Origin of the sequence: Pandoraea sp. (assembly GCF_004297875.1) — a bacterium.
Lineage (GTDB): Bacteria > Pseudomonadota > Gammaproteobacteria > Burkholderiales > Burkholderiaceae > Pandoraea.
Map to the genome: position 1 here is coordinate 45,153 of NZ_SCSK01000031.1, position 19,611 is coordinate 64,763.

Consider the following 19,611-nt stretch of genomic DNA (forward strand, 5'->3'; position numbering starts at 1 on the left):
CAGTCAGAAGACCCGGTCGATGCCGACTCGCCGCGCGAGTCGGGCAAGGCAATTGAAGCGCGCCACGGGACACGCAAGCTTTCAGCACGCTATCGCTTGCCGCCGGCGAGTCTGATGGCCTGTGGTTGCCGGCGCAGGCGCTGCATCGCGATGCACCCCAGCGCCGGCCCCAGGGCTAGCATGCCGAAGCCGCCTTGCCAGCCGAGCTTGCCCACCACTGCGGGCATGAGTTGAATGCTTACCGTGGTCAGCAAAAAGCCGGCGCAGGTTTGCACGGTCAGCAGCGTGCCGATCGATGCGGGCTCGGCCAGCTCGGCCACGCTCGCCGAGAATTGTGCGGAATCGGCGATCACCGAGATCCCCCAGAGCAGCGCCACCACGACGAGCACCGGCACAGGGGCTGCGAACAGCCACCCCATGGCGGCCGCGCAGCAGGCACTGGTTGCCATCGCCCCGGTGGTTACCGTCGTGCGGCCGAGGCGGTCCGCCAGCCAGCCACCCAGCCAGGCCCCGAGCGCCCCCGCCGCGATCGCGCAAAACGTCAGCTCCTCGGCGGCGGTGCGCGCATTGGGCAGGCCGGTTGCCGCGAAGCTCTGCCGCAGAAACACCGCCAGCCAGGCCCACATGGCGTAGAGCTCCCACATGTGGCCCAGGTAGCCGAGATTGACGAGTCGCAACGCGGGCTGTCGCCATGCCTGCGCCGCCTTGCCGTAGTCGATACGCGGCGCCCGCACCAGGTTCGGCCCGACGCCGGCGCAAAGAATCAGTGCGCCCGAGGCTGCGGCACATAACGCCGCAACGCCGTAAATCAACCGCCAATCGAGTCCCTGGGCGGCCGCCAGCAAGTGCGGGCTGGCCGAGCCCAAGGTCAGCGCGCCCACCAGCAAGCCGATGAGCAAACCCAAATCGCCCTTGGCCCAGGTCGCCGCGAGCCGCATGCCAACCGGGTAGACTCCCGCCATGCACATGCCGGTCAGCAAACGCAGGCATACGACCACAATGCCCACCGGCGGCAGGCACGCCAACAGCCCGGTTGCCGCGCCGGCGACCAGCGCCGAGGCCATGAACAGACGGCGCGGGTCATAACGATCGGCCAGGGAAAGCAGCGCGCTGAGCACGGTGCCGGCAACGAACCCGGCCTGCACCGCGCTGGTCAGCAAGGCAATTTGCCGCGGCGCGGCGGGAACGCTGTGACGGATCAGCGCGACCACCGACGCCGAGGAAAACCACACGCTCATCGCGGCGACTTCGCACAGCAGCAAAATGGCCAGCGAGATCGCCTTGCCTGGCCCCTGGCGGGCAACGCTCCCGGCCGGCGCCGTGCTTTCGGAAAGCGTATCGTCGCTCATCGGATCATTGCGCCGCGGCCAGCGTTGCCGGGCCAACACGATGGAAATCGCGCCCGAAATAGATCAGTCCGTCGCGCTCGCGCTGCGTGCGCACCGCCTGGATCGTGCAGAAAAACACCGTGTGCGTGCCGACTTCGGTCACCGACGCCACCTCGCAATCGAGCGACGTCACCGCGCCGTGCAGCGCGGGGGCGCCGGTGGCCAGCGTGTCCCACGACTGGCCGGCAAAACGCGCATCGATCGACATGCCTTTGGTGGCAAAGCGCACCGCCACGTCGCGCTGCTCGGCGCTCAACACATTCACGCACAGGCGGCCATTGGCGCGAAACGCTGCGTTGTTGCGGCTGGCCCGGTGAATGCATACGAGCAGCATGGGCGGCTCGTCGGTCACCCCGCACACCGCCGAAGCGGTACAGCCGGCACGCCCCGCCGGCCCGTCGGTCGTGATGATGTTGACGGCGGCGCCCAAGCCCGCCATTGCGTCGCGAAAAGCCGTCTTGTCAACCATGCGCATCCTCTGCAACTGGACCGGACCCGACGCCTAGCGCGCCGGCGTCGTGGCGCTCGGCACGCGATACTGCGCGGCGGTGTGCGTCGCCGGCAAATGCGCGTGCCCGAATAATTTCTCGCGGTACGTGCCTTCGCGATAGCTCGTCTTGTAGACGCCGCGCTCCTGCAGGATCGGCACGACCAGGCCGATGAAGTCCTCGAAACATTCCGGGGTGACGGTGCGCGAGAGATTGAAGCCGTCGACGCCGGCCTCCTCGCTCCAGGCGACCAGCGTATCGGCGACGTGCTGCGCCGAGCCGACCAGCGGTGCCTGGCGGCTGCCCAGCACCATCTGCTCGAGCAACTTGCGCTTGGTCCATTGCGGGCCGGCCGTACGGTTCATGGCTTCGACGTTGGAGACGATCGCCTGGCTCTGTGCCGTCTCGATGGGCTCGTCGAGGTCGTAGCGCGAAAAATCGATCCCCAGCGAGGCAGCCGCATGTACCAGCGCGCCTTCGGAGCTGACGTAACGACGATATTCGGCGTACTTCTCCTGTGCCTGCTGATCGGTACGCCCCGTCACGATCGTCGCCCCCAGGAACACCTTGACGTCGTCTGCCGCGCGTCCCAGGCTTAGCGCCCTGGCACGCACATCATCGACAATGCTTTTCACGCCGGCCTTGCTCTGCCCGTTGACGAATATGCATTCGGCGTGGGTGGCGGCGAACTGGCGGCCGCGCGTCGAGGCGCCTGCCTGATCGGCGACGGCGCGCACAGGTGCATCGCGTCGACCTTGTATTGCGGACCGCTGTGATGCACGGCATGCACCTTGGCCGGGTCGGCGTAAATGCCGCGCTCCCGATCGTGCAACACGGCATCGTCCTCCCAGCTGCCTTCCCAAAGCTTGTAGACCAGCGACATGTATTCGTCGGCCAGGTCGTATCGATCGTCATGGGCCATTTGGCCGGTCATGCCGATCGCCCGCGCCGCGCTGTCGAGATAGCCGGTGACGACATTCCAGCCCACCCGTCCGCCCGTGAGATGGTCCAGCGTGGACATGCGTCGCGCAAACAGAAAGGGTTGCTCGTAGATCAAATTGCAGGTCACGCCGAACCCGAGGTGGCGTGTCGCGGCCGCCATCGCCGGGATCAGCAGAGTGGGATCGTTGACCGGCACCTGCACCGCGTTGCGCAGCGCCGCGTCGGCGCTTGCAGCATAGACGTCGTAGACGCCCAGCACGTCCGCGAAGAATATGCCGTCGAACAATCCGGCCTCCAGCTGCCGTGCGAAGTCGACCCAATATTGCAGGTCTCCAAAGCGGCTGGAGCGGTCACGCGGATGCGTCCACAGCCCCTGCTGGATATGGCCGACGCAGTTCATATCGAAAGCATTCAGGTGAATTTCACGTGGCATGACGAATCCTCGGAACGAACGGTTTCGGACAATACAAATGATCGGATACTTGACGCACGCCGTTTACTATAGTGGACAATTAGGCACTATGAAAGACATAATTTATGTCGTCAAACGCCGCGCGACGGCGGCGTGCCGCCCGCCCCGGCGGTTAAGCTAAGATGCGCCTATGCAAAATCGCTCGCCTTCCGACCCGACCCACGCGATTGCCTCGCGCATCAAAATCGAGCGCGAGGCGCGCGGCTGGTCGCTGGCCGATCTGGCCGAACGCTCCGGCGTGTCCAAAGCGATGATCAGCAAAATCGAGCGCGGCGAGGCCAGCCCCACGGCCACGGTGCTCGGCCGGCTCTCCGGGGCGTTCGGCCTGTCGCTGTCGATGCTGCTGGTGCTGGCCGAGCAAAGCGGCGAACGAATCAGCCGTCATGCGCAGCAGCCGGTCTGGCACGATCCGGAAACCGGCTACACGCGCCGCGCCGTCTCGCCGCCCACCGGCGGCATGCTCGAACTGCTGGAAGTTGTCTTGCCGGCAAAGGTGAGGATTCCCTATCCCGCTACGGCGTTCGCGTTTCAGCACCAGCAGATCTGGGTGCGCCAAGGCACGCTGGTTTTCGAGGAAGGGTCGCAGACCCACCGCCTGGAGGCCGGCGACTGCCTGCAACTGGGCTCGCCGGCGGATTGCGCTTTCTTCAATCCCGGTCCTGCCGCCTGCGTTTATGTCGTGGCGCTCGTGCGCCGTTAGAACACCAGCTGCGATCGCCACGGCCCCTGATCAATCGAGCAAGCCCCGCTCGGCCAGCAAGGCTTGCACCTGCGCGAGGCGCAGCATCGGGTCGTCCTGGCCGAGCAGCGCCTGTTTGAGGTGCGGCGGCAGCGCCAGCAGCTCGGCCCAGCGATTGGCAACCCAGCCACACTCGTCGAGCCGAAACGGTGCAGCCATCGGCATCTGCTCACCTGGCACCCCCTGCTTCTGCAGTCGCGCAATGAGCCGCCCCAGCGCATCGGCGCCGCCCTGCAGTGTCGGGGGAATCGGCACTATCGCGTCGTCGGCCAGCGCAGTGCCTTGCCCGTGCCATAGGCCATATTTGCCAGGCTCGGACGATGCCAGCCGGAAGCGCGTCGTGCCCACGCACGTCAACTCCAGGAGTGTCGGCATCGGCGCCTCGCAGGACTCGATCCGCGCCATCGTGCCGACCGACCCGAGCAGCTCCGTCTTGCCCGCCTGGCGCACCTCGCTGCCCTCGAGCAAAATCACGACGCCGAATTCCGTTCCCTCAGCCAGGCATCGGCGGATCATATCGAGATAGCGCACTTCGAAAATGCGCAAATGCAATACGCCGGATGGAAACAGCGCATTGCTCAACGGAAACAGCGGAATGGATGGCGGCAGCAACATGCCGTCATGATGACACAGCCGCGGGGCGCTGCAACAGCGTGTTGCTGATTGCGTCCCGGAGATTGTCGCACCGCGCATCACCCGATCGGCGCAGCGCATCGGCAGTATCCGGTTAACCGCCACCGCTTGAGCAAGCAGATCCCGGAGGCTTCGATGTACTCGGGGAATTCCCCGGAAATCCGGGACCCAGAGCGCTACGCCGCCAATCCGTATGCTTCTGTTTTCGACGGCAGCCTCGCTCGCGAGGTGCTGGGATTTCGCCCGACCAGCTCGTGGCGGGAAATCGTCAATGCCGAATGAGCGCCCGATATCGGGCGGTGGTTGCCTTCATCGCAGGAAACCCGCTCCGCCATTGCTGGGATCCGACGCGACCGGCCAACCCGAGCGCCTCGCAACACGGTCGCACCGATCCGCAACCGGACCACATACGACGGAGACGTTCGAATGCAGTAAACGCTTAATATTTTTGCGACGCAAATGTCGTTTTTCGATAATCAAACGACGGAAAAGAAAAGTCTTTTTTACACCGAATTTGTACTATGCAAACAGCAGGGTGAAACTCGAACGCCGGTGGATATATCGGTGAAATCCCTTATAGGACGGCATTTGGCAGCACCCGCGAGGCAAAACGGAAGTCGTCGCGCGAGGCATTTCCCGGTCACGGCCGGGCCAGGCGCGAGTGTGGCGAAATCGGATAGTAAAAAAATTGACATGGCAGGCCGGTCACCCACGCCGACACTGCCGGAGACACGTCTTCAGCAACACCCCGGCGACCGCCGCGGCAACCCGATGGTTTGGTCAGCCGCGCCGTGCACAAGAGGATCGGGGATGCCGAGGACCATGGTGACGCGCAGGACACTCACGTGAAATTGCCGTACTCAGGAGACAAAGATGCCTCAACCATTTGTTCGCTTTGCGCAGGTCCAGAAGACGTATGACGGCGAGAGTCTGGTCGTCAAGGACCTGAATCTCGATATTGAACAAGGCGAGTTTCTCACGCTGCTTGGCCCATCCGGCTCGGGCAAGACGACGACCCTGATGATGCTCGCCGGATTCGAGACCGCCACGCACGGCGAAATCTATCTCGACGGGCAACCGATCAATCGTCTCGCGCCGGAAAAGCGCAATATCGGCATGGTGTTCCAGAGCTACGCGCTTTTTCCTCACATGACGGTCGAGGAAAATATCGCATTCTCGCTGAAAGTGCGCCGCAGGCCGGCCGAGGAAATCAAGCAAAAAGTCGCACATGCGCTGGACACGGTCGGCCTCAAGGGGTTTGGCCAGAGACGCCCCAACCAGCTGTCGGGTGGACAGCAACAGCGGGTGGCGGTGGCCCGCGCCCTGGTGTTCGAGCCCAAGCTGGTGTTGATGGACGAACCACTCTCGGCACTCGACAAGCAACTGCGCGAGCAGATGAAATTCGAGATCAAGCGACTGCACCGCGAACTTGGCATCACCGTCGTGTACGTCACGCACGACCAATCGGAAGCCTTGACGATGTCGGACCGCGTCGCGGTCTTCCAGGACGGCCGCATCATCCAGCTCGATACGCCGGTCGATCTTTATGAGCGCCCGGGCAACGCGTTCGTCGCGCGTTTCATCGGCGAAAACAATCGTCTCGTGGGCGACGTGAAGTCGCTGGGCAGTAACGAGTGTGTGGTCGAATGCGGCGGTGAAATCATCCGTGCCCTGCCCGTCAACGTGCAGCGCTCAGGCAATCGCACCACGCTGTCGCTGCGTCCCGAGCGGGTCGTGCTCGACCCGCCCCAAACCACCCACGACAACGTGGTCGAGGCCCGCATAGAAGAGCTGGTCTATCTGGGCGACCACTTGCGGGTCAGAACGACGGCCTGCGGCACCGATAGCTTCATCATCAAACTGCCGAACACGGCCAGCGGCTATCCGCAATTACGCGAGCAACAAGTGATCCGCGTCGGCTGGCAGGCGGCCGATTGCCGGGCGCTCGATTACGTTCAGTAACCGCAACGCCGCCGAATCACTATTAATAAATCGCGCAGGGCAAATCCATTGGAACCAGGAGGATCACATGAAACAAAACAAGAGCGCATTATTTTCATGCGGCGTGGTGTCGTTGCTGCTGGGTCTCTCGCTTCCGCTTCACGCGGAGACGATGACGCTCACGTCATGGGGCGGCGCATACTCGAAGAGCCAACTCGAGGCGATGATCAAGCCTTACGAAAAAGCCACCGGCAATCAGGTGCTGCAGGAAGACTACAACGGCGGGCTGGCTGAAATTCGCGCTCAGGTACAAACCGGCAACGTCAAATGGGATGTGGTCGACGTCGAGTATGCCGAGGCGCTGCGCGGCTGCGACGACGGCCTGTTCGAGCACATCGATGCCAAGTCGTTGCCGCCGGGCAGCGACGGCGTGCCGGCCGACAAGGATTTTCTGCCCGGCCGGGTTACCGACTGTGCGGTGGGCAATGTGTCATACGCGAACGTTTATGCCTATGACAAAGCCAAATATCCGAGCGGTGGCCCGCAAACGCTGGAGGACTTTTTCAATCTGAAGAAATTCCCTGGCAAGCGCGGTCTGAAGAAGGAGCCGAACGTCAATCTGGAAATGGCGCTGATGGCCGATGGCGTCAAGCCGGAAGACGTCTATAAGGTGCTGAGCACGCCGGCGGGGCTGGATCGCGCGTTCAAGAAGCTCGACACCATCAAGAAAGACATCGTGTGGTGGCAGGCTGGCGCTCAGCCGGCGCAGCTACTGGCCAGCGGGGAAGTGGCGATGACCACCGTGTATCACGGCCGCATCTACGATGCCGACACCAAGGACGGGAAGAACTTCCAGATTGTATGGGACGGCCAGGTTCAGGTGCCTGATTTCTTCGTCGTGGTCAAAGGCTCGAAGCATGTCAAGGAAGCGATGGATTTCATTCGCTACGCGACGGGCTCGCGCCCGCTGGCGAGTCAGACCCAATACATTCCCTACGCACCGGCGAGAAAATCCTCGATGAAGTTCGTCGATCAGAAAGTCTTGCCCTGGCTGCCGACCGACGATCACCCGGGCCGCCATATGACGACGGACGCCGCCTGGTGGGCCGACCATGCCGACCAGATCAACCAGCGCTTCGCCACGTGGCTGGCGCAGTGAGCACGACCGCTTAAAGTAATCAAGGGCGCCATGCCTCGCACCAGCGGGTCGAGGGCATGGCGCCGCGGAGGAGACTCAATGGACCCGACCATGGATGCGGCTATTTGGAAGTTCGATGTGAAGACATCGCAGCAGGAAGTCAGTCAGCTGAAAAATAAACTCCGGCGCGCCGAGAGAATGAACCATTTGCGTTCCTATCTGATGATCGCACCGCTCTTTGTATTTATCGCCGTCACCTTTCTCGTGCCGATCGGCATGATGCTCTACAAGAGCGTGTATGACCCGGTGATCAGCCGGCACCTGCCCGAGACGGTCGCGCAGCTGCGCGGCTGGGATCCAACCCGCCAGGCCGTGCCCGACGCCGCGGCGTTCGACGCGCTGGCTGCCGATATGGTCGCCGCCGCGCATCATGATGCGATTCCGAAAATCGCCTCGCGCCTGAATTTCGAATCCGGCGGGATGCTGTCGCTGTTCATGCGCACCGCGCGCATGGTCAAGAAGGAGGCGGCGGCCGCGCCTGCCTCGCATGACTGGAAGCAGCGCTTCATGGCGCTCGATCCGGCTTGGGCAACACCGCGGCCATGGGCCATCATCAAGCGTCTTGGCCATGTCTATACCGCCGGCTACTACGCGCAAGCCCTCGATCTCAAATACAAGGTCAATGGCAGCCTGGAGCGGCAGCCGTCGTCGTCACGCCTGTACGTCGGCGTCTTCGGCCGCACCGCGTGGGTCGGCCTGCTGGTCACCGGCGCCTGCCTGCTGCTGGGCTACCCGCTCGCCTACTTGCTGGCCAACCTGAGCCCGAAGAAGGGCAATCTGTTGATGATCATGGTATTGCTGCCGTTCTGGACATCGCTGCTGGTGCGCACCACGGCCTGGATCGTCCTGCTGCAGTCCGACGGCGTGATCAATAAATTCCTGCTCTGGCTCGGACTCATCCAGCATCCGCTCAACCTGGTCTACAACCGCATCGGCGTGGTCGTCACCATGACGCATATTCTGCTGCCGTTCATGGTGCTGCCGCTGTTCAGCGTGATGAAAGCCATACCGCCGTCGTACGCGCGCGCGGCGCGCTCGCTCGGCGCGGGGCCGTGGCGAGCCTTCTGGCAAGTGTATTTCCCGCAAAGCATGCCTGGCATCAGCGCGGGCGTGCTGCTGGTGTTCATTCTGTCGATCGGCTATTACATTACGCCGGCGCTGGTGGGCGGTCCCGCCGACCAGATGATCAGCTACTTCATCGCCGACAATCTGAGCCGCTCGCTGAACTGGGGCCTGGCTGCCGCGCTCGGCGGCATCCTGCTGGCCAGCGTGCTGTTGCTGTATTCCGTGTACGAACGCTTCGTGGGGATCGCCAATGTCAAACTCGGGTAAAGCCGCCAGATTTCCGCTCTACACCACGGCGGCGCAAAAAGCGTGGCATTACGTATTCGTCGGATTCTGCGCGGCGGTGCTGTTCTATCTGATCGCACCGATCCTGGCCGTCATTCCGCTGGCATTCAACAAGGATCCGTTCTTCACCTATCCGATCCATGCCGTCAGTCTGAAATGGTTCTGGGCATTCTTCCATGACCAGATTTGGCAAATATCGCTGCGCAACAGCATCGTGGTCGGTACCGCCGCGACGCTGATCTCGACCAGCCTGGGCACGCTGGCGGCCGTGGGGTTGAGTCGCCCGAACCTGCCCGGCCGGGCGCTGATCATGGCCTTGCTGGTCTCGCCGATGATCGTGCCAGTGGTCATTGCCGCGGTCGGCATGTACTTTTTCTACTCGACCCTGGGGCTGGCCAACACGCTGCTCGGCATCATGCTGGCCCATGCAGCGCTGGGCACGCCGTTCGTGGTGATTACCGTGACCGCCACCATGGTCGGCTTCGACCAGTCGCTGGTACGGGCCGCCCGCAATCTGGGCGCCTCGCCGCTGAGCGCTTTCTGGCGCGTGACCCTGCCGGTCATCTGGCCCGGCATTCTCTCGGGCGCATTGTTCGCGTTTGCGACGTCGTTCGACGAAGTGGTTATCGTGCTGTTCCTGGGCGGCGTGGAGCAGCGCACCATCCCGCGACAGATGTGGGTCGGATTGCGCGAGCAGTTGAGTCCCACCATTCTCGCCGTCGCGGTGATGCTCATCACCATCTCGGTATTGATGCTGCTCACCCTTGAAAAACTGCGTCAGCGCAGCGTCCGGCTACGCGGCATCCAGGAGGCCTAGCAGGCCGGCGATTACCTCCTACCGGCAACAATAAACCCAATGGCGCGCCCGACGGCGCGCCATTGGCGTTTTTGGAGAAAGCTATTTTCTTGCGACATCGCTTCCCTCGTCCGGCGCACTCCGGCCTCCTTTTTTCATAAGGGTTTACCAGTGTGTCGGGCGTGACCGCGCTCCCGCTTCGCCAGGGATGTCGTATTTCGATAAGCAATATTCGCCCTCGAAGATGTTTTTTTCTGTCGAACTTTTAGTATTTCCTTTACCGGGACATTGATAACGACCTCGTAAAGGAGCAAAAAGATGACACTACCCAGCCTGATTCGCATCGAAAATGGCGAGAAGGTTCGCAATACTTTTTCGCGCGAAGAATACTTCGGCCGTCAGCGCAAGCTGCGAAAGTATATGTCGGATAACGAGATAGACGGCGTGCTGTTCACGTCCTATCACAACATCAACTACTACGCGGATTTTCTGTATTGCTCGTTTGGCCGCAAGTACGGTCTGGCCATCACGCAGGAGAAGGTCGTATCCATTTCCGCCAACATCGACGGCGGCCAGCCGTGGCGACGCACGGTGGGCGATTACAACGTCGTCTACACCGACTGGCAGCGCGACAACTACTATCGCGCAGTCAAGGAAGAACTGCACGGCAAGCGGCGCATCGGGGTGGAATTCGACCATCTCGCCGTCGAAATGCTCAGCAAGCTCAAGGCTGCCCTGCCCGAGGCCGAATTCGTCGACATCGGCGTGGCGACCATGCGCATGCGCATGCTCAAGTCCGACGAGGAGATCGCGCTGATCAAGCAAGGCGCCCAGGTGTGCGACGTCGGCGGCGCGGCGCTAGTCGCGGCGATCAAGGAGGGCGTGCCGGAACATGAAGTGGCGCTGGCTTCGACGCAGGCGATGGTGCGCGAAATCGCCAGGCGCTACCCCGACTCCGAACTGATGGACACCTGGACGTGGTTCCAATCCGGCATCAATACGGATGGCGCCCACAACCCGGTGACCACGCGCCGAGTGCAGCGCGGCGACATTCTGAGCCTGAATTGCTTTTCGATGATCTCGGGCTACTACACGGCGCTCGAACGGACGCTGTTCTTCGATCACTGCTCAGACGATCACCTCAAGCTGTGGAAGGTCAACGTCGAGGTCCATGAGGCTGGCCTGGCGATGGTCAAGCCGGGTGTGCGCTGCTGCGACATCGCGCACGAGCTCAACAAGATCTACGAAGCGCATGGGCTGCTGGAGTATCGCACCTTCGGCTATGGGCACTCGTTCGGTGTATTGTCGCATTACTATGGCCGCGAAGCCGGTCTGGAACTGCGCGAGGATATCGAAACGGTGCTGGAGCCGAACATGGTCGTGTCGATCGAACCGATGATCATGCTGCCCGAGGGCATGCCGGGTGCCGGCGGCTATCGCGAGCACGACATCCTGGTGGTCACCAAAGACGGTGCCGAGGACATCACCGGCTTTCCGTACGGGCCGGAGAAAAATATCATTCACGGCTAAGCGCGCATTGCAATAAGCCGCAGCCCCCTGCCCCGCGCCAATACGCCGGGGCAGATCGAACAAGAGGCCGTTGCACGGCCCGAACCCCGGACGCCGGCGCGTGCGGGTCGAACACTGGCATTACCAAGATATGGATGAGTGGAGACAATGAACAGTAAGGAAATTCTGCGCACGCCCACGCAATTGGGCAATTTCGGCGGCGGGTCGCAGGCCGCGGCCGGCCGCGTGGCCGACCCGGCCATCCTGCGGCGCGCCGCGGTCGCCAGTTTCATCGGCAACTTCGTCGAATGGTTCGACTACGCCGCCTATGGCTACCTGGCCACCATCATCGCGGTCGTTTTTTTCCCGGCCAGCGACAAAACCACCGGCCTGTTGTCGGCCTATGCGATCTTCGCCATCTCGTTCATCATTCGGCCGGTCGGCGGCATCGTCTGGGGCCATGTGGGCGATAAGTTCGGGCGGCGCGCCGCCCTGTCGCTGTCCATTTTGATCATGTCGGCCTCGACCTTTCTGATCGCCCTGCTGCCGACCTATCAACAAGTCGGCGTGCTCGCGCCGATCCTGCTGCTGGTCATTCGCCTGGTGCAAGGCTTCTCGGCGTCCGGCGAATACGCCGGCGCCTCGGCATTCCTCGCCGAATACGCGCCGCCCGGCAAACGCGGCTACCTGACCAGCATCGTGCCAGCGAGCACCGCGGCCGGCCTGCTGTTCGGCTCGGTACTGGTGGCGCTCATGCATGCTTTCATGAGCACCGAGAGCCTGCATGCCTATGGCTGGCGGCTGCCGTTCCTGCTGGCTGCGCCGTTCGGCCTGATCGGGCGCTACATCCGGATCAAGCTCGAGGAAACGCCGCGCTTCAAGGCGCTCGAAGCGGCGCACCATGTCGATCGCACTCCCCTGCGGCATCTCTTCGAAAACCACCGCGGCAAGCTCATCATCGCTTTTGCCGTCACCTGCCTGAATGCCGTGGCGTTTTACCTGGTGCTCAGCTATATGCCGACCTACCTGTCGACCGAGATGGGGGTCAGCGAGACCCAGTCGCTGATCGCCGCAACGATTTCGCTGATCACCTATATCGGCCTGATTTTCCTGATGGGCTCGCTGTCGGATCGGCTCGGCCGCAAAACCATGCTGGTACTGGCGTCGCTCGCCTTCATGGCATGCACGGTGCCGCTGTTCGCCGCGCTGAGCGGCGCGGGTTTTGTCAAGATCGTCCTGATCCAGATTCTGTTCGGCGCCCTGCTGACGATGAATGACGGCACGCTGCCGTGCTTTCTGTCGGAGATCTTTCCGACCCATGTTCGCTATAGCGGCTTTGCCTTCAGCTTCAACAGCGCCAATGCACTGTTCGGCGGCACCGCACCGCTGGTGGCGACCTGGTTGATCGGCTTGAGCGGCAGCAAGATGGCACCGGCGTGGTATCTTGTCGGCGCGGCCACGGTGGCTTTGGTCGGCATGTTGCTGGCCAGCGAGACCGCCAAGGCGCCGCTCGACTAGTCCGCCTGAATCTCCGGCGCCAGGCCTGGCCTGGCGCCTTTGCCAACGATTTTCCACGATGTCCGAGAACGACCGCCCAGCACGGCCCGCTCCGGCCAAAAAACCAAGCACGCGCAAGCCGGTTCACGACTTGCGCGTTCAGCATTTTGGCTTCCTGCTGTTGAATAACTTTTCGCTGATCGCGCTGGGCGCGGCGGTCGACCCGCTGCGCATCGCAAACCAGGTGGTCGGGCAAACCGTCTACCGCTACGTGCTGCTCTCGGTCGATGGCGGCCCGGTGGTGTCGAGCGACGGCATTCAACTGTCGGTCAATCATGCGCTGGCCGATAAAATCCATTTCGATACGATTTTCGTGGTCGGCCCGAACCCGATCCCGACTCGCGGCATCGGCGGCATCCTCGACTGGTTGCGGCGGCAGGCCAATGCGGGAGTAGCACTGGGCGGGCTGGATACCGGCAGCTATTTCCTTGCACGCGCCGGCCTGCTCAACGGGCATCGCTGTACGATCCACTGGGAAGACCGGGACGTCATTCTCGAGTACTTCCCGCAATTGGTGCTATCGAACCGGATTTACGAGATCGACCGCCAGCGCTACACCTGCAGCGGCGGTATCGCTCCGATCGATCTGATGAGCCGGCTGATCAGCCAGCCGCCCGGCAGCGAAGAGCTGGCCGCGCGCGTGCTGGAGTTGCTGTTGGCCGACCGGCGCGGCCACGATCAGCAACAGCGCATGTCACTGCGCCACTATCGGGGCGCCGAGCACACGCGGTTGGAGGAAGCGCTGCATTTGATGGAAAGCAATGTGGAGGAGACGCTGGCGGTCGAGGAAATCGCCAACTATCTGCGGGTATCGAGCCGCCAGCTGGAGCGCTGGTTCAAGGCGCGCATGGGCAAGACGCCGGTGCAGGCGTATCAGGAAATCCGCCTGTTGCGCGCCCGGCAGTTGCTGTATCGCACCGGCCAGTCGCTATCGGAGATCTGCAACAATACCGGCTTTGCGTCGACCACCAGTTTTTCGAACGCCTATAAGCGCCAGTTCGGCATTTCGCCGATCGCCGACCGGCGCCGCTATCACAACGCCGCCTGACGGAGGGCGCTGGCGCGGGGCCGCGCGCACCAGCGCACATAGTCCAGACGGGTCCAGTAAAATGCGACGCCCATCCTCGCCGCGCGTTGCCTGACTTTGGCTTTGTGCGCACGGATCCGGATCGACTCGATGGCCGGCATGCGTGCGAACGACCAGGCCGCGATTTTCACCACCAGCTGCTCGAGCAGCCCCGTATGGGGCTCCTCCTCGAGAAAGGCCGCCAGCAGCGCGCAATAGGTTTCGTAATCGACGTAGCCATCGGTATCGTCGTCCCGCACGCCCGGCTCGACCCGGCACCCGATATCGAGATCGAATACCACCGGCTGAGCCGCGCCCTTCTCTTCGGGGTAGATGCCGATGTGCACCGGCAGGCTCAGCGCCTCGACGAACACATGGCACAGTTGCTCGCCACAGCTTTCGTTGATCATGCGAGGAATTCCTCGGCGGCGTCCAGCAGCATGCGCCCGGCATAGTCGGCGAAGCTGCGCCGCACCGTCACCGCCCAGGTGCCGGCATCGAGCGGCCACAGCAGCACGTCGGCCTTGAAGAAGTGGCTCTGCGCACACTGCCCCACCCGGAACTGGCGCGGGTGCAAATCGAGCGGGCAGCCCTTTTGCAGCACGTCGCGCACACGGGTACCGGAGAGTTCCAGCACGGTGTATCCGCTGCTGACGTCGACCACCGACGCATACTGCCCGGCCAGCAGCGGGCGCAGCGTGGCTTCCATCACCGGCCGGCAGGGCGCGGCCGACTTGAGCAGCCATTCGTCGGGGCCGAGCCAGAGCAGCGAGTAACGCTCGCCATGGGCGACCGTGTTCGGCGCCACCGGCGGCGCGACGCCGGCGGTCTCGCGCAGCACCCGGGCAAACGCCGGATCGTCGATCTCGCCGCGCACGTTCACCATTTCGAAAAATGGCCGCTCGATCAGGCCGAAGGCCTGCGTCTGCGCCGCCGCCACGCTTTTTTGCGCTTGTTTCAAGCCAATCAATGGCGATTCCTGCCGGGCTTCACTCCACATGTTGACGCACTCCTTCCAAATCATAGAACACCGGGCTGCTGACGGTGGCCGGCATGAAACGTCCGCCGGGCATCGCCACGACGACTTCCTCGCCCATCCGGTTGTGACCATCCTTGACCACTGCCAGCGCGATCGAACGGTTGAGTGTCGGGCTCATATAGCTCGACGTGATGTGCCCGACCATCGGCGCGATCTCGGCAGTGCTCGGTTCGAGCAGCAGCTGACTGCCTTCGGGCAGCACGACCGACGGATCCTTCGCCAGCAGGCCAACCAGCTGCTTGCGGTGCTCGCCGGCGGTATGCGAGCGCGTCAGCGAACGCTTGCCGAGGAAATCCTTGTTCTTCGAGACCAGCCCGCCCATGCCCAGGTCGTAGGGCGTGATCGAGCCGTCGGTATCCTGTCCGACGATGATGTAGCCCTTCTCGGCACGCAACACGTGCATGGTTTCGGTGCCATACGGCGTGATGCCGTACGCCTTGCCTGCCGCCATGATCGCGTCCCACACCTGCTGGCCGAGATTGGCCGGCACGTTGACTTCGTACGACAGCTCGCCCGAGAAGCTGATGCGCATGATGCGGGCGAACACCCCGGCCACGGTCCCCTCGCGAAAACTCATGAAGGGGAAGGCCGCGTTCGAGAAATCGACGTCCTGGCACACCTGTTGCAGCACCTTGCGGCTGTGCGGCCCGACCACGGCGAAGGTAGCGAAGTGATCGGTCACCGACGTCAGGCGCACCTTCAGATGGGGCCACTCGGTCTGCAGCCAGCGCTCCATCCAGTTGAGCACGCGCGCCGCGCCGCCGGTAGTGGTGCTCATCAGGAAATGATTCTCGGCCAGACGAACCGTCACGCCGTCGTCGAACACCATGCCGTTCTCGTCGAGCATCAGGCCATAGCGGCATTTGCCGATCTCCAGCTTGCTCCACGGATTGGTGTACATCCAGTTCAGCAATGTGGCGGCGTCCGGTCCCTGCACGTCGATCTTGCCGAGCGTCGAGGCGTCGAGAATGCCCACGCCGTTGCGTACCGCGCGGCACTCGCGTGCTACCGCCGCATGCAGATCTTCGCCCGCCTGCGGGAAGTACCAGGGGCGCTTCCAGTTGCCCACGTCCTCGAACAGCGCGCCTTGAGCCACATGCCATTCGTGGATGCAGGTCTTGCGCACCGGATCGAGAAACTCGCCCAGTTCCCGCCCGGCCAGCGTGCCGAAGGTCACCGGCGTGTAATTGGGCCGGAAGGTCGTGGTGCCGGTCTGCGGGATGGTCTGGCCCAGCACGTCCGCCAGGATCGCCATGCCGTTGATATTGCCCAGCTTGCCCTGATCGGTGCCGAATCCCAGCGCGGTGTAGCGCTTGACGTGCTCGATGGAGTGATAGCCCTCGCGCGCGGCCAGATGAATGTCGGCTGCCGCGACGTCATTCTGGAAGTCGACGAACTGCTTGGCACCGCGTCCGACCCGTTCGCGCTCGCCGGCCAGCCAAAGCGGCATGAGCGGCGCTTCGGTCACCGCCGGGGTTTGCCAGGTCGGCACGTCGCCGGCCTCGAAGCCGGCCTTTTTGGCTGCATCCCGGCCCGCCAGCGCGCCGTCGCGCAACGCGCCGGCCAGACTGAATTCGCCGTTGGCCGCGCCAACGCTGCATTCGGCCTGCGCCGCCACGCCCGGCACGAAGCACGCCTTGCGCTCATGCCACTGCGCCTTGCCGCCCGATTGCGCGAACAGATGCAGCACCGGGTTCCAGCCGCCCGAGCTGGCGACCAGATCGCAGGCAAAGCGGCCGATCTGCCGCCCCGGCCTGCCGTTGCGGTAGGCGACGACACTGACCGACTCGACGTGCCGCTTGCCGCTCGCCTCGATCACGATCGCCTCGTTGTGAATCGCGATGCCCATTTTGCGCGCCGCCTGCGGCAACGTGCCATGGCTCGCCGGCCGGGGGTCCACCACCGTGACCTCGGCGCCCGCGCCGCGCAGATCCAGCGCCGCCTGATAGCCGTCGTCGTTGTTGGTGAAGATGACCGCGCGGCGCCCCGGCAGGACGCCGAATCGATGGATATACGCCGACACCGCCGAGGCCATCATGATGCCCGGCAAATCATTATTGCCGAACACGATCGGCCGCTCATGCGCGCCGGTCGCCAGGATGACCTGCCTGGCGCGAATCTTCCAGAGACGCTCTCGCGGGCCGCGCCGTTGCGCCACCGGCAAATGGTCGGTCAGGCGCTGGCAGGCGGTCACCAGATTGTGATCCTGATAGCCGAACGCGGTGGTCGATGGCAGGATCGTGACCTCCGGCATGGCCTGCAGCGCCCGCATGATGTCTGCTACCCAGGCGCCGGCCGGCTTGCCGTCGATGAGTGCCGGGCCGGCGAGCAGGCTGCCGCCGGCAAGCGCCTGATCGTCGACCAGGATCACGCGCGCGCCGGACGCGCCGGCCACGCGGGCCGCGGCAAGTCCGGCCGGGCCCGCGCCGACCACCAGCACGTCGCAATGGGCGAAGGTTTTTTCGTAGCGGTCGCGATCGAGCTGCGCCGGCGCGCGGCCCAGGCCGGCGGCGTCGCGGATCAGCGTTTCGTACTTGCCCCACCAGCTCTTGGGCCACATGAACGTCTTGTAGTAAAAGCCCGCCGGAATAAAGCGCGCGAACTTCTGCATGATCGCCATGCGGTCGTTTTCGATGTTCGGCCGGGCATTCACGCTGCTCGCCGCCAGCCCCTCATACAACATCACTTCGGTGGCGCGCGGGTTGGGCACGGTGTACGCGCCGCTCTCGAGCTGCACGATCGCATTGGGTTCATCCACGCCCGCCGTGACGATGCCGCGCGGGCGGTGATACTTCCAGCTGCGCGCCACGAAACTCACGCCATTGGCGAGCAGCGCGGAGGCAAGCGTATCGCCGCGATAGCCCTGATAGGCGCGGCCGTTGAAAGTAAAGGTCAGCGGTGCGTCGCGCTCGATGCGCCCGCCGCTGGGCAAACGATGACTTTGCGTCATTTTCCGGTCTCCTTGTGCGCTGCCTCGAATTTTTGAAAACCGAGAAACTCATAGCTCACGGTATCGCGCTCGGCAATGAACCAGCGCCGGCACCCGTGCGTGTGATGCCACTGTTCGCGATGGCGGCCGCGGGTATTGGTGCGCATGAACACATAATCCCCCCACTCCCGATCGGACAGGGCTTCGGGCTGCAGCGGCCGGGCGATATCGGCCTCGCCGCCGCAGCTGAATTCGCTTTCGGCTCGCGGGCCGCACCAGGGACAAGTCAGCAATAGCATTTCAGAACTCCAGATTCAGTGGGCAACCGCGGCGGCGCCGTGTTCATCGATCAGGTGACCGCTATAGAAGCGGTCCAGCGAGAAGGGCGCGTTCAGCGGGTGCGGCGCATCGTTGGCAATGGTGTGCGCAAACACCCAGCCCGAGCCCGGCGTGGCCTTGAAGCCGCCGGTGCCCCAGCCACAGTTGAAATACAGCCCTTTGACGTCGGTCTTGGAAATGATCGGGCAGGCGTCCGGGCAGACGTCGACGATGCCGCCCCACTGGCGATTCATGCGCACGCGGCTGAGCACCGGGAACATCTCGACAATCGCCTGCAGCGTGCTCTCGATGATGTGGAAGCTGCCGCGCTGGCCATAGCCGGTGTATTGGTCGATCCCCGCGCCGATCACCAGATCGCCTTTGTCGGATTGGCTGATGTACGCGTGCACGGCGTTCGACATCACGACCGTGTCGATGATCGGCTTGATCGGCTCGGACACCAGCGCCTGCAGCGGATGGCTCTCGACCGGCAGGCGGATGCCGGCCATCGCCGCGATCACGCTCGAGTGCCCTGCCGCGACCACCGCCACTTTCTTGGCCTTGATGAATCCCTTGGCGGTCTCCACACCGGTCACGGCGCCGTTTTGACGGCGGATGCCGGTGACCGGGCAGTTTTGAATGATGTCGACGCCGTACTTGTCGGCGCCCCGCGCGAAGCCCCAGGCCACCGCGTCGTGGCGAGCCACGCCGGCACGGCGCTGGAACGAAGCGCCCAGCACCGGGTATCGACTATTGAGGTTGATGATCGGCACGATCTCCTGGATTTGCTGCGGCGACAGCCATTCGGCATCGACGCCGTTGTAGCGGTTGGCATTGATGCGGCGCTGGGTGTCGCGCACGTCCTGCAGCGTGTGCGCCAGATTCATCACGCCACGCTGGCTGAACATCACGTTGTAGTTGAGATCCTGCGACAGGCCCTCCCACAGCTTCATGGCCTTCTCGTATAACTGCGCCGATTCGTCCCACAGATAGTTCGAGCGCACGATGGTGGTATTGCGCGCCGTGTTGCCGCCGCCGATCCATCCCTTTTCGACGACCGCGATATTGCGCAGGCCGTGCTCCTTGGCGAGGTAATACGCGGTGGCCAGGCCATGCCCGCCGCCGCCGACGATGACGACGTCGTATTCGCGCTTCGGCTCGGGGCTGCGCCAGGCGCGTTCCCAATGCTGGTGGTAACTGAATCCGTTGCGGATCAGGCTAAATATCGAATATCGGCTCATGGTTT

At 63.4% G+C, this 19,611-nt stretch carries 17 protein-coding genes and 1 pseudogene; 9 read left to right on the forward strand and 9 right to left on the reverse strand.

Annotated features, from left to right (window positions below):
- Positions 1-89: 89 nt before the first annotated feature.
- From EPN80_RS08835 to EPN80_RS08845, 3 genes and pseudogenes are all read right to left on the reverse strand, one after another.
- On the reverse strand, positions 90-1,349 hold the full coding sequence (locus tag EPN80_RS08835) for a nitrate/nitrite transporter (protein ID WP_293025885.1): 1,260 nt from the start codon (positions 1,347-1,349) through the stop codon (positions 90-92).
- Between the two features lie 4 nt (positions 1,350-1,353).
- Complete coding sequence (locus tag EPN80_RS08840) at positions 1,354-1,857, reverse strand: flavin reductase (RefSeq protein WP_293025887.1); 504 nt, start codon at positions 1,855-1,857, stop codon at positions 1,354-1,356.
- 33 nt (positions 1,858-1,890) lie between these two features.
- Positions 1,891-3,251: pseudogene (locus EPN80_RS08845) on the reverse strand (LLM class flavin-dependent oxidoreductase).
- Positions 3,252-3,420: 169 nt separating this feature from the next.
- Here EPN80_RS08845 and EPN80_RS08850 point away from each other — a divergent pair.
- Positions 3,421-3,990 (forward strand): XRE family transcriptional regulator, encoded by a 570-nt coding sequence (locus EPN80_RS08850; RefSeq protein ID WP_293025889.1) that lies wholly within the window; start codon positions 3,421-3,423, stop codon positions 3,988-3,990.
- Positions 3,991-4,020: 30 nt separating this feature from the next.
- Here EPN80_RS08850 and EPN80_RS08855 read toward each other — a convergent pair whose 3' ends face one another.
- Entirely contained in the window at positions 4,021-4,644 is a 624-nt protein-coding gene (locus EPN80_RS08855) for an LON peptidase substrate-binding domain-containing protein (RefSeq protein ID WP_293025891.1), read from the reverse strand.
- A gap of 126 nt (positions 4,645-4,770) precedes the next feature.
- Here EPN80_RS08855 and EPN80_RS08860 point away from each other — a divergent pair, with 126 nt between their 5' ends.
- From EPN80_RS08860 to EPN80_RS08895, 8 genes are all read left to right on the forward strand, one after another.
- Positions 4,771-4,944 (forward strand): hypothetical protein, encoded by a 174-nt coding sequence (locus EPN80_RS08860; RefSeq protein WP_293025893.1) that lies wholly within the window; start codon positions 4,771-4,773, stop codon positions 4,942-4,944.
- Between the two features lie 591 nt (positions 4,945-5,535).
- Positions 5,536-6,624, forward strand: a complete 1,089-nt coding sequence (locus tag EPN80_RS08865; RefSeq protein ID WP_293025895.1) for an ABC transporter ATP-binding protein — start codon at positions 5,536-5,538, stop codon at positions 6,622-6,624.
- A gap of 67 nt (positions 6,625-6,691) precedes the next feature.
- Positions 6,692-7,762, forward strand: coding sequence for an ABC transporter substrate-binding protein (locus EPN80_RS08870; RefSeq protein WP_293025897.1), 1,071 nt, complete (start codon positions 6,692-6,694; stop codon positions 7,760-7,762).
- A gap of 78 nt (positions 7,763-7,840) precedes the next feature.
- Positions 7,841-9,133: an ABC transporter permease gene (locus tag EPN80_RS08875; RefSeq protein ID WP_293025899.1), complete on the forward strand. Its 1,293-nt coding sequence runs from the start codon at positions 7,841-7,843 to the stop codon at positions 9,131-9,133.
- Positions 9,117-9,968 carry an ABC transporter permease gene (locus tag EPN80_RS08880; protein ID WP_293025901.1) on the forward strand — a complete coding sequence of 284 codons (852 nt, stop codon included), beginning with the start codon at positions 9,117-9,119 and terminating at the stop codon, positions 9,966-9,968. Before EPN80_RS08875 ends, EPN80_RS08880 begins: the two co-directional genes overlap by 17 nt.
- Positions 9,969-10,265: 297 nt before the next feature.
- Positions 10,266-11,477, forward strand: coding sequence for a M24 family metallopeptidase (locus EPN80_RS08885; protein ID WP_293025903.1), 1,212 nt, complete (start codon positions 10,266-10,268; stop codon positions 11,475-11,477).
- Positions 11,478-11,624: 147 nt separating this feature from the next.
- Positions 11,625-12,974, forward strand: coding sequence for an MFS transporter (locus EPN80_RS08890; RefSeq protein WP_293025905.1), 1,350 nt, complete (start codon positions 11,625-11,627; stop codon positions 12,972-12,974).
- A gap of 58 nt (positions 12,975-13,032) precedes the next feature.
- Positions 13,033-14,061 (forward strand): GlxA family transcriptional regulator, encoded by a 1,029-nt coding sequence (locus tag EPN80_RS08895; RefSeq protein ID WP_293025907.1) that lies wholly within the window; start codon positions 13,033-13,035, stop codon positions 14,059-14,061.
- On the opposite strand, the gene EPN80_RS08900 is transcribed toward EPN80_RS08895, so the two are convergent.
- The 5 genes from EPN80_RS08900 to EPN80_RS08920 are packed head-to-tail and all read right to left on the reverse strand — an operon-like array spanning position 14,046 to position 19,606.
- Positions 14,046-14,489 carry a dihydroneopterin aldolase gene (locus EPN80_RS08900; protein WP_293025909.1) on the reverse strand — a complete coding sequence of 148 codons (444 nt, stop codon included), beginning with the start codon at positions 14,487-14,489 and terminating at the stop codon, positions 14,046-14,048. The two genes, EPN80_RS08895 and EPN80_RS08900, sit on opposite strands and share 16 nt — an antisense overlap.
- Positions 14,486-15,079: a sarcosine oxidase subunit gamma gene (locus EPN80_RS08905; RefSeq protein ID WP_293025912.1), complete on the reverse strand. Its 594-nt coding sequence runs from the start codon at positions 15,077-15,079 to the stop codon at positions 14,486-14,488. Before EPN80_RS08905 ends, EPN80_RS08900 begins: the two co-directional genes overlap by 4 nt.
- The gene (locus tag EPN80_RS08910) at positions 15,069-18,068 is read right to left on the reverse strand and encodes a sarcosine oxidase subunit alpha family protein (protein WP_293025923.1); all 3,000 of its coding nucleotides are present in this window, start codon (positions 18,066-18,068) and stop codon (positions 15,069-15,071) included. Before EPN80_RS08910 ends, EPN80_RS08905 begins: the two co-directional genes overlap by 11 nt.
- Positions 18,065-18,346, reverse strand: a complete 282-nt coding sequence (locus EPN80_RS08915) for a sarcosine oxidase subunit delta (RefSeq protein WP_293025925.1) — start codon at positions 18,344-18,346, stop codon at positions 18,065-18,067. Before EPN80_RS08915 ends, EPN80_RS08910 begins: the two co-directional genes overlap by 4 nt.
- 15 nt (positions 18,347-18,361) lie before the next feature.
- On the reverse strand, positions 18,362-19,606 hold the full coding sequence (locus EPN80_RS08920; protein ID WP_293025927.1) for a sarcosine oxidase subunit beta family protein: 1,245 nt from the start codon (positions 19,604-19,606) through the stop codon (positions 18,362-18,364).
- Positions 19,607-19,611 lie beyond the last annotated feature (5 nt).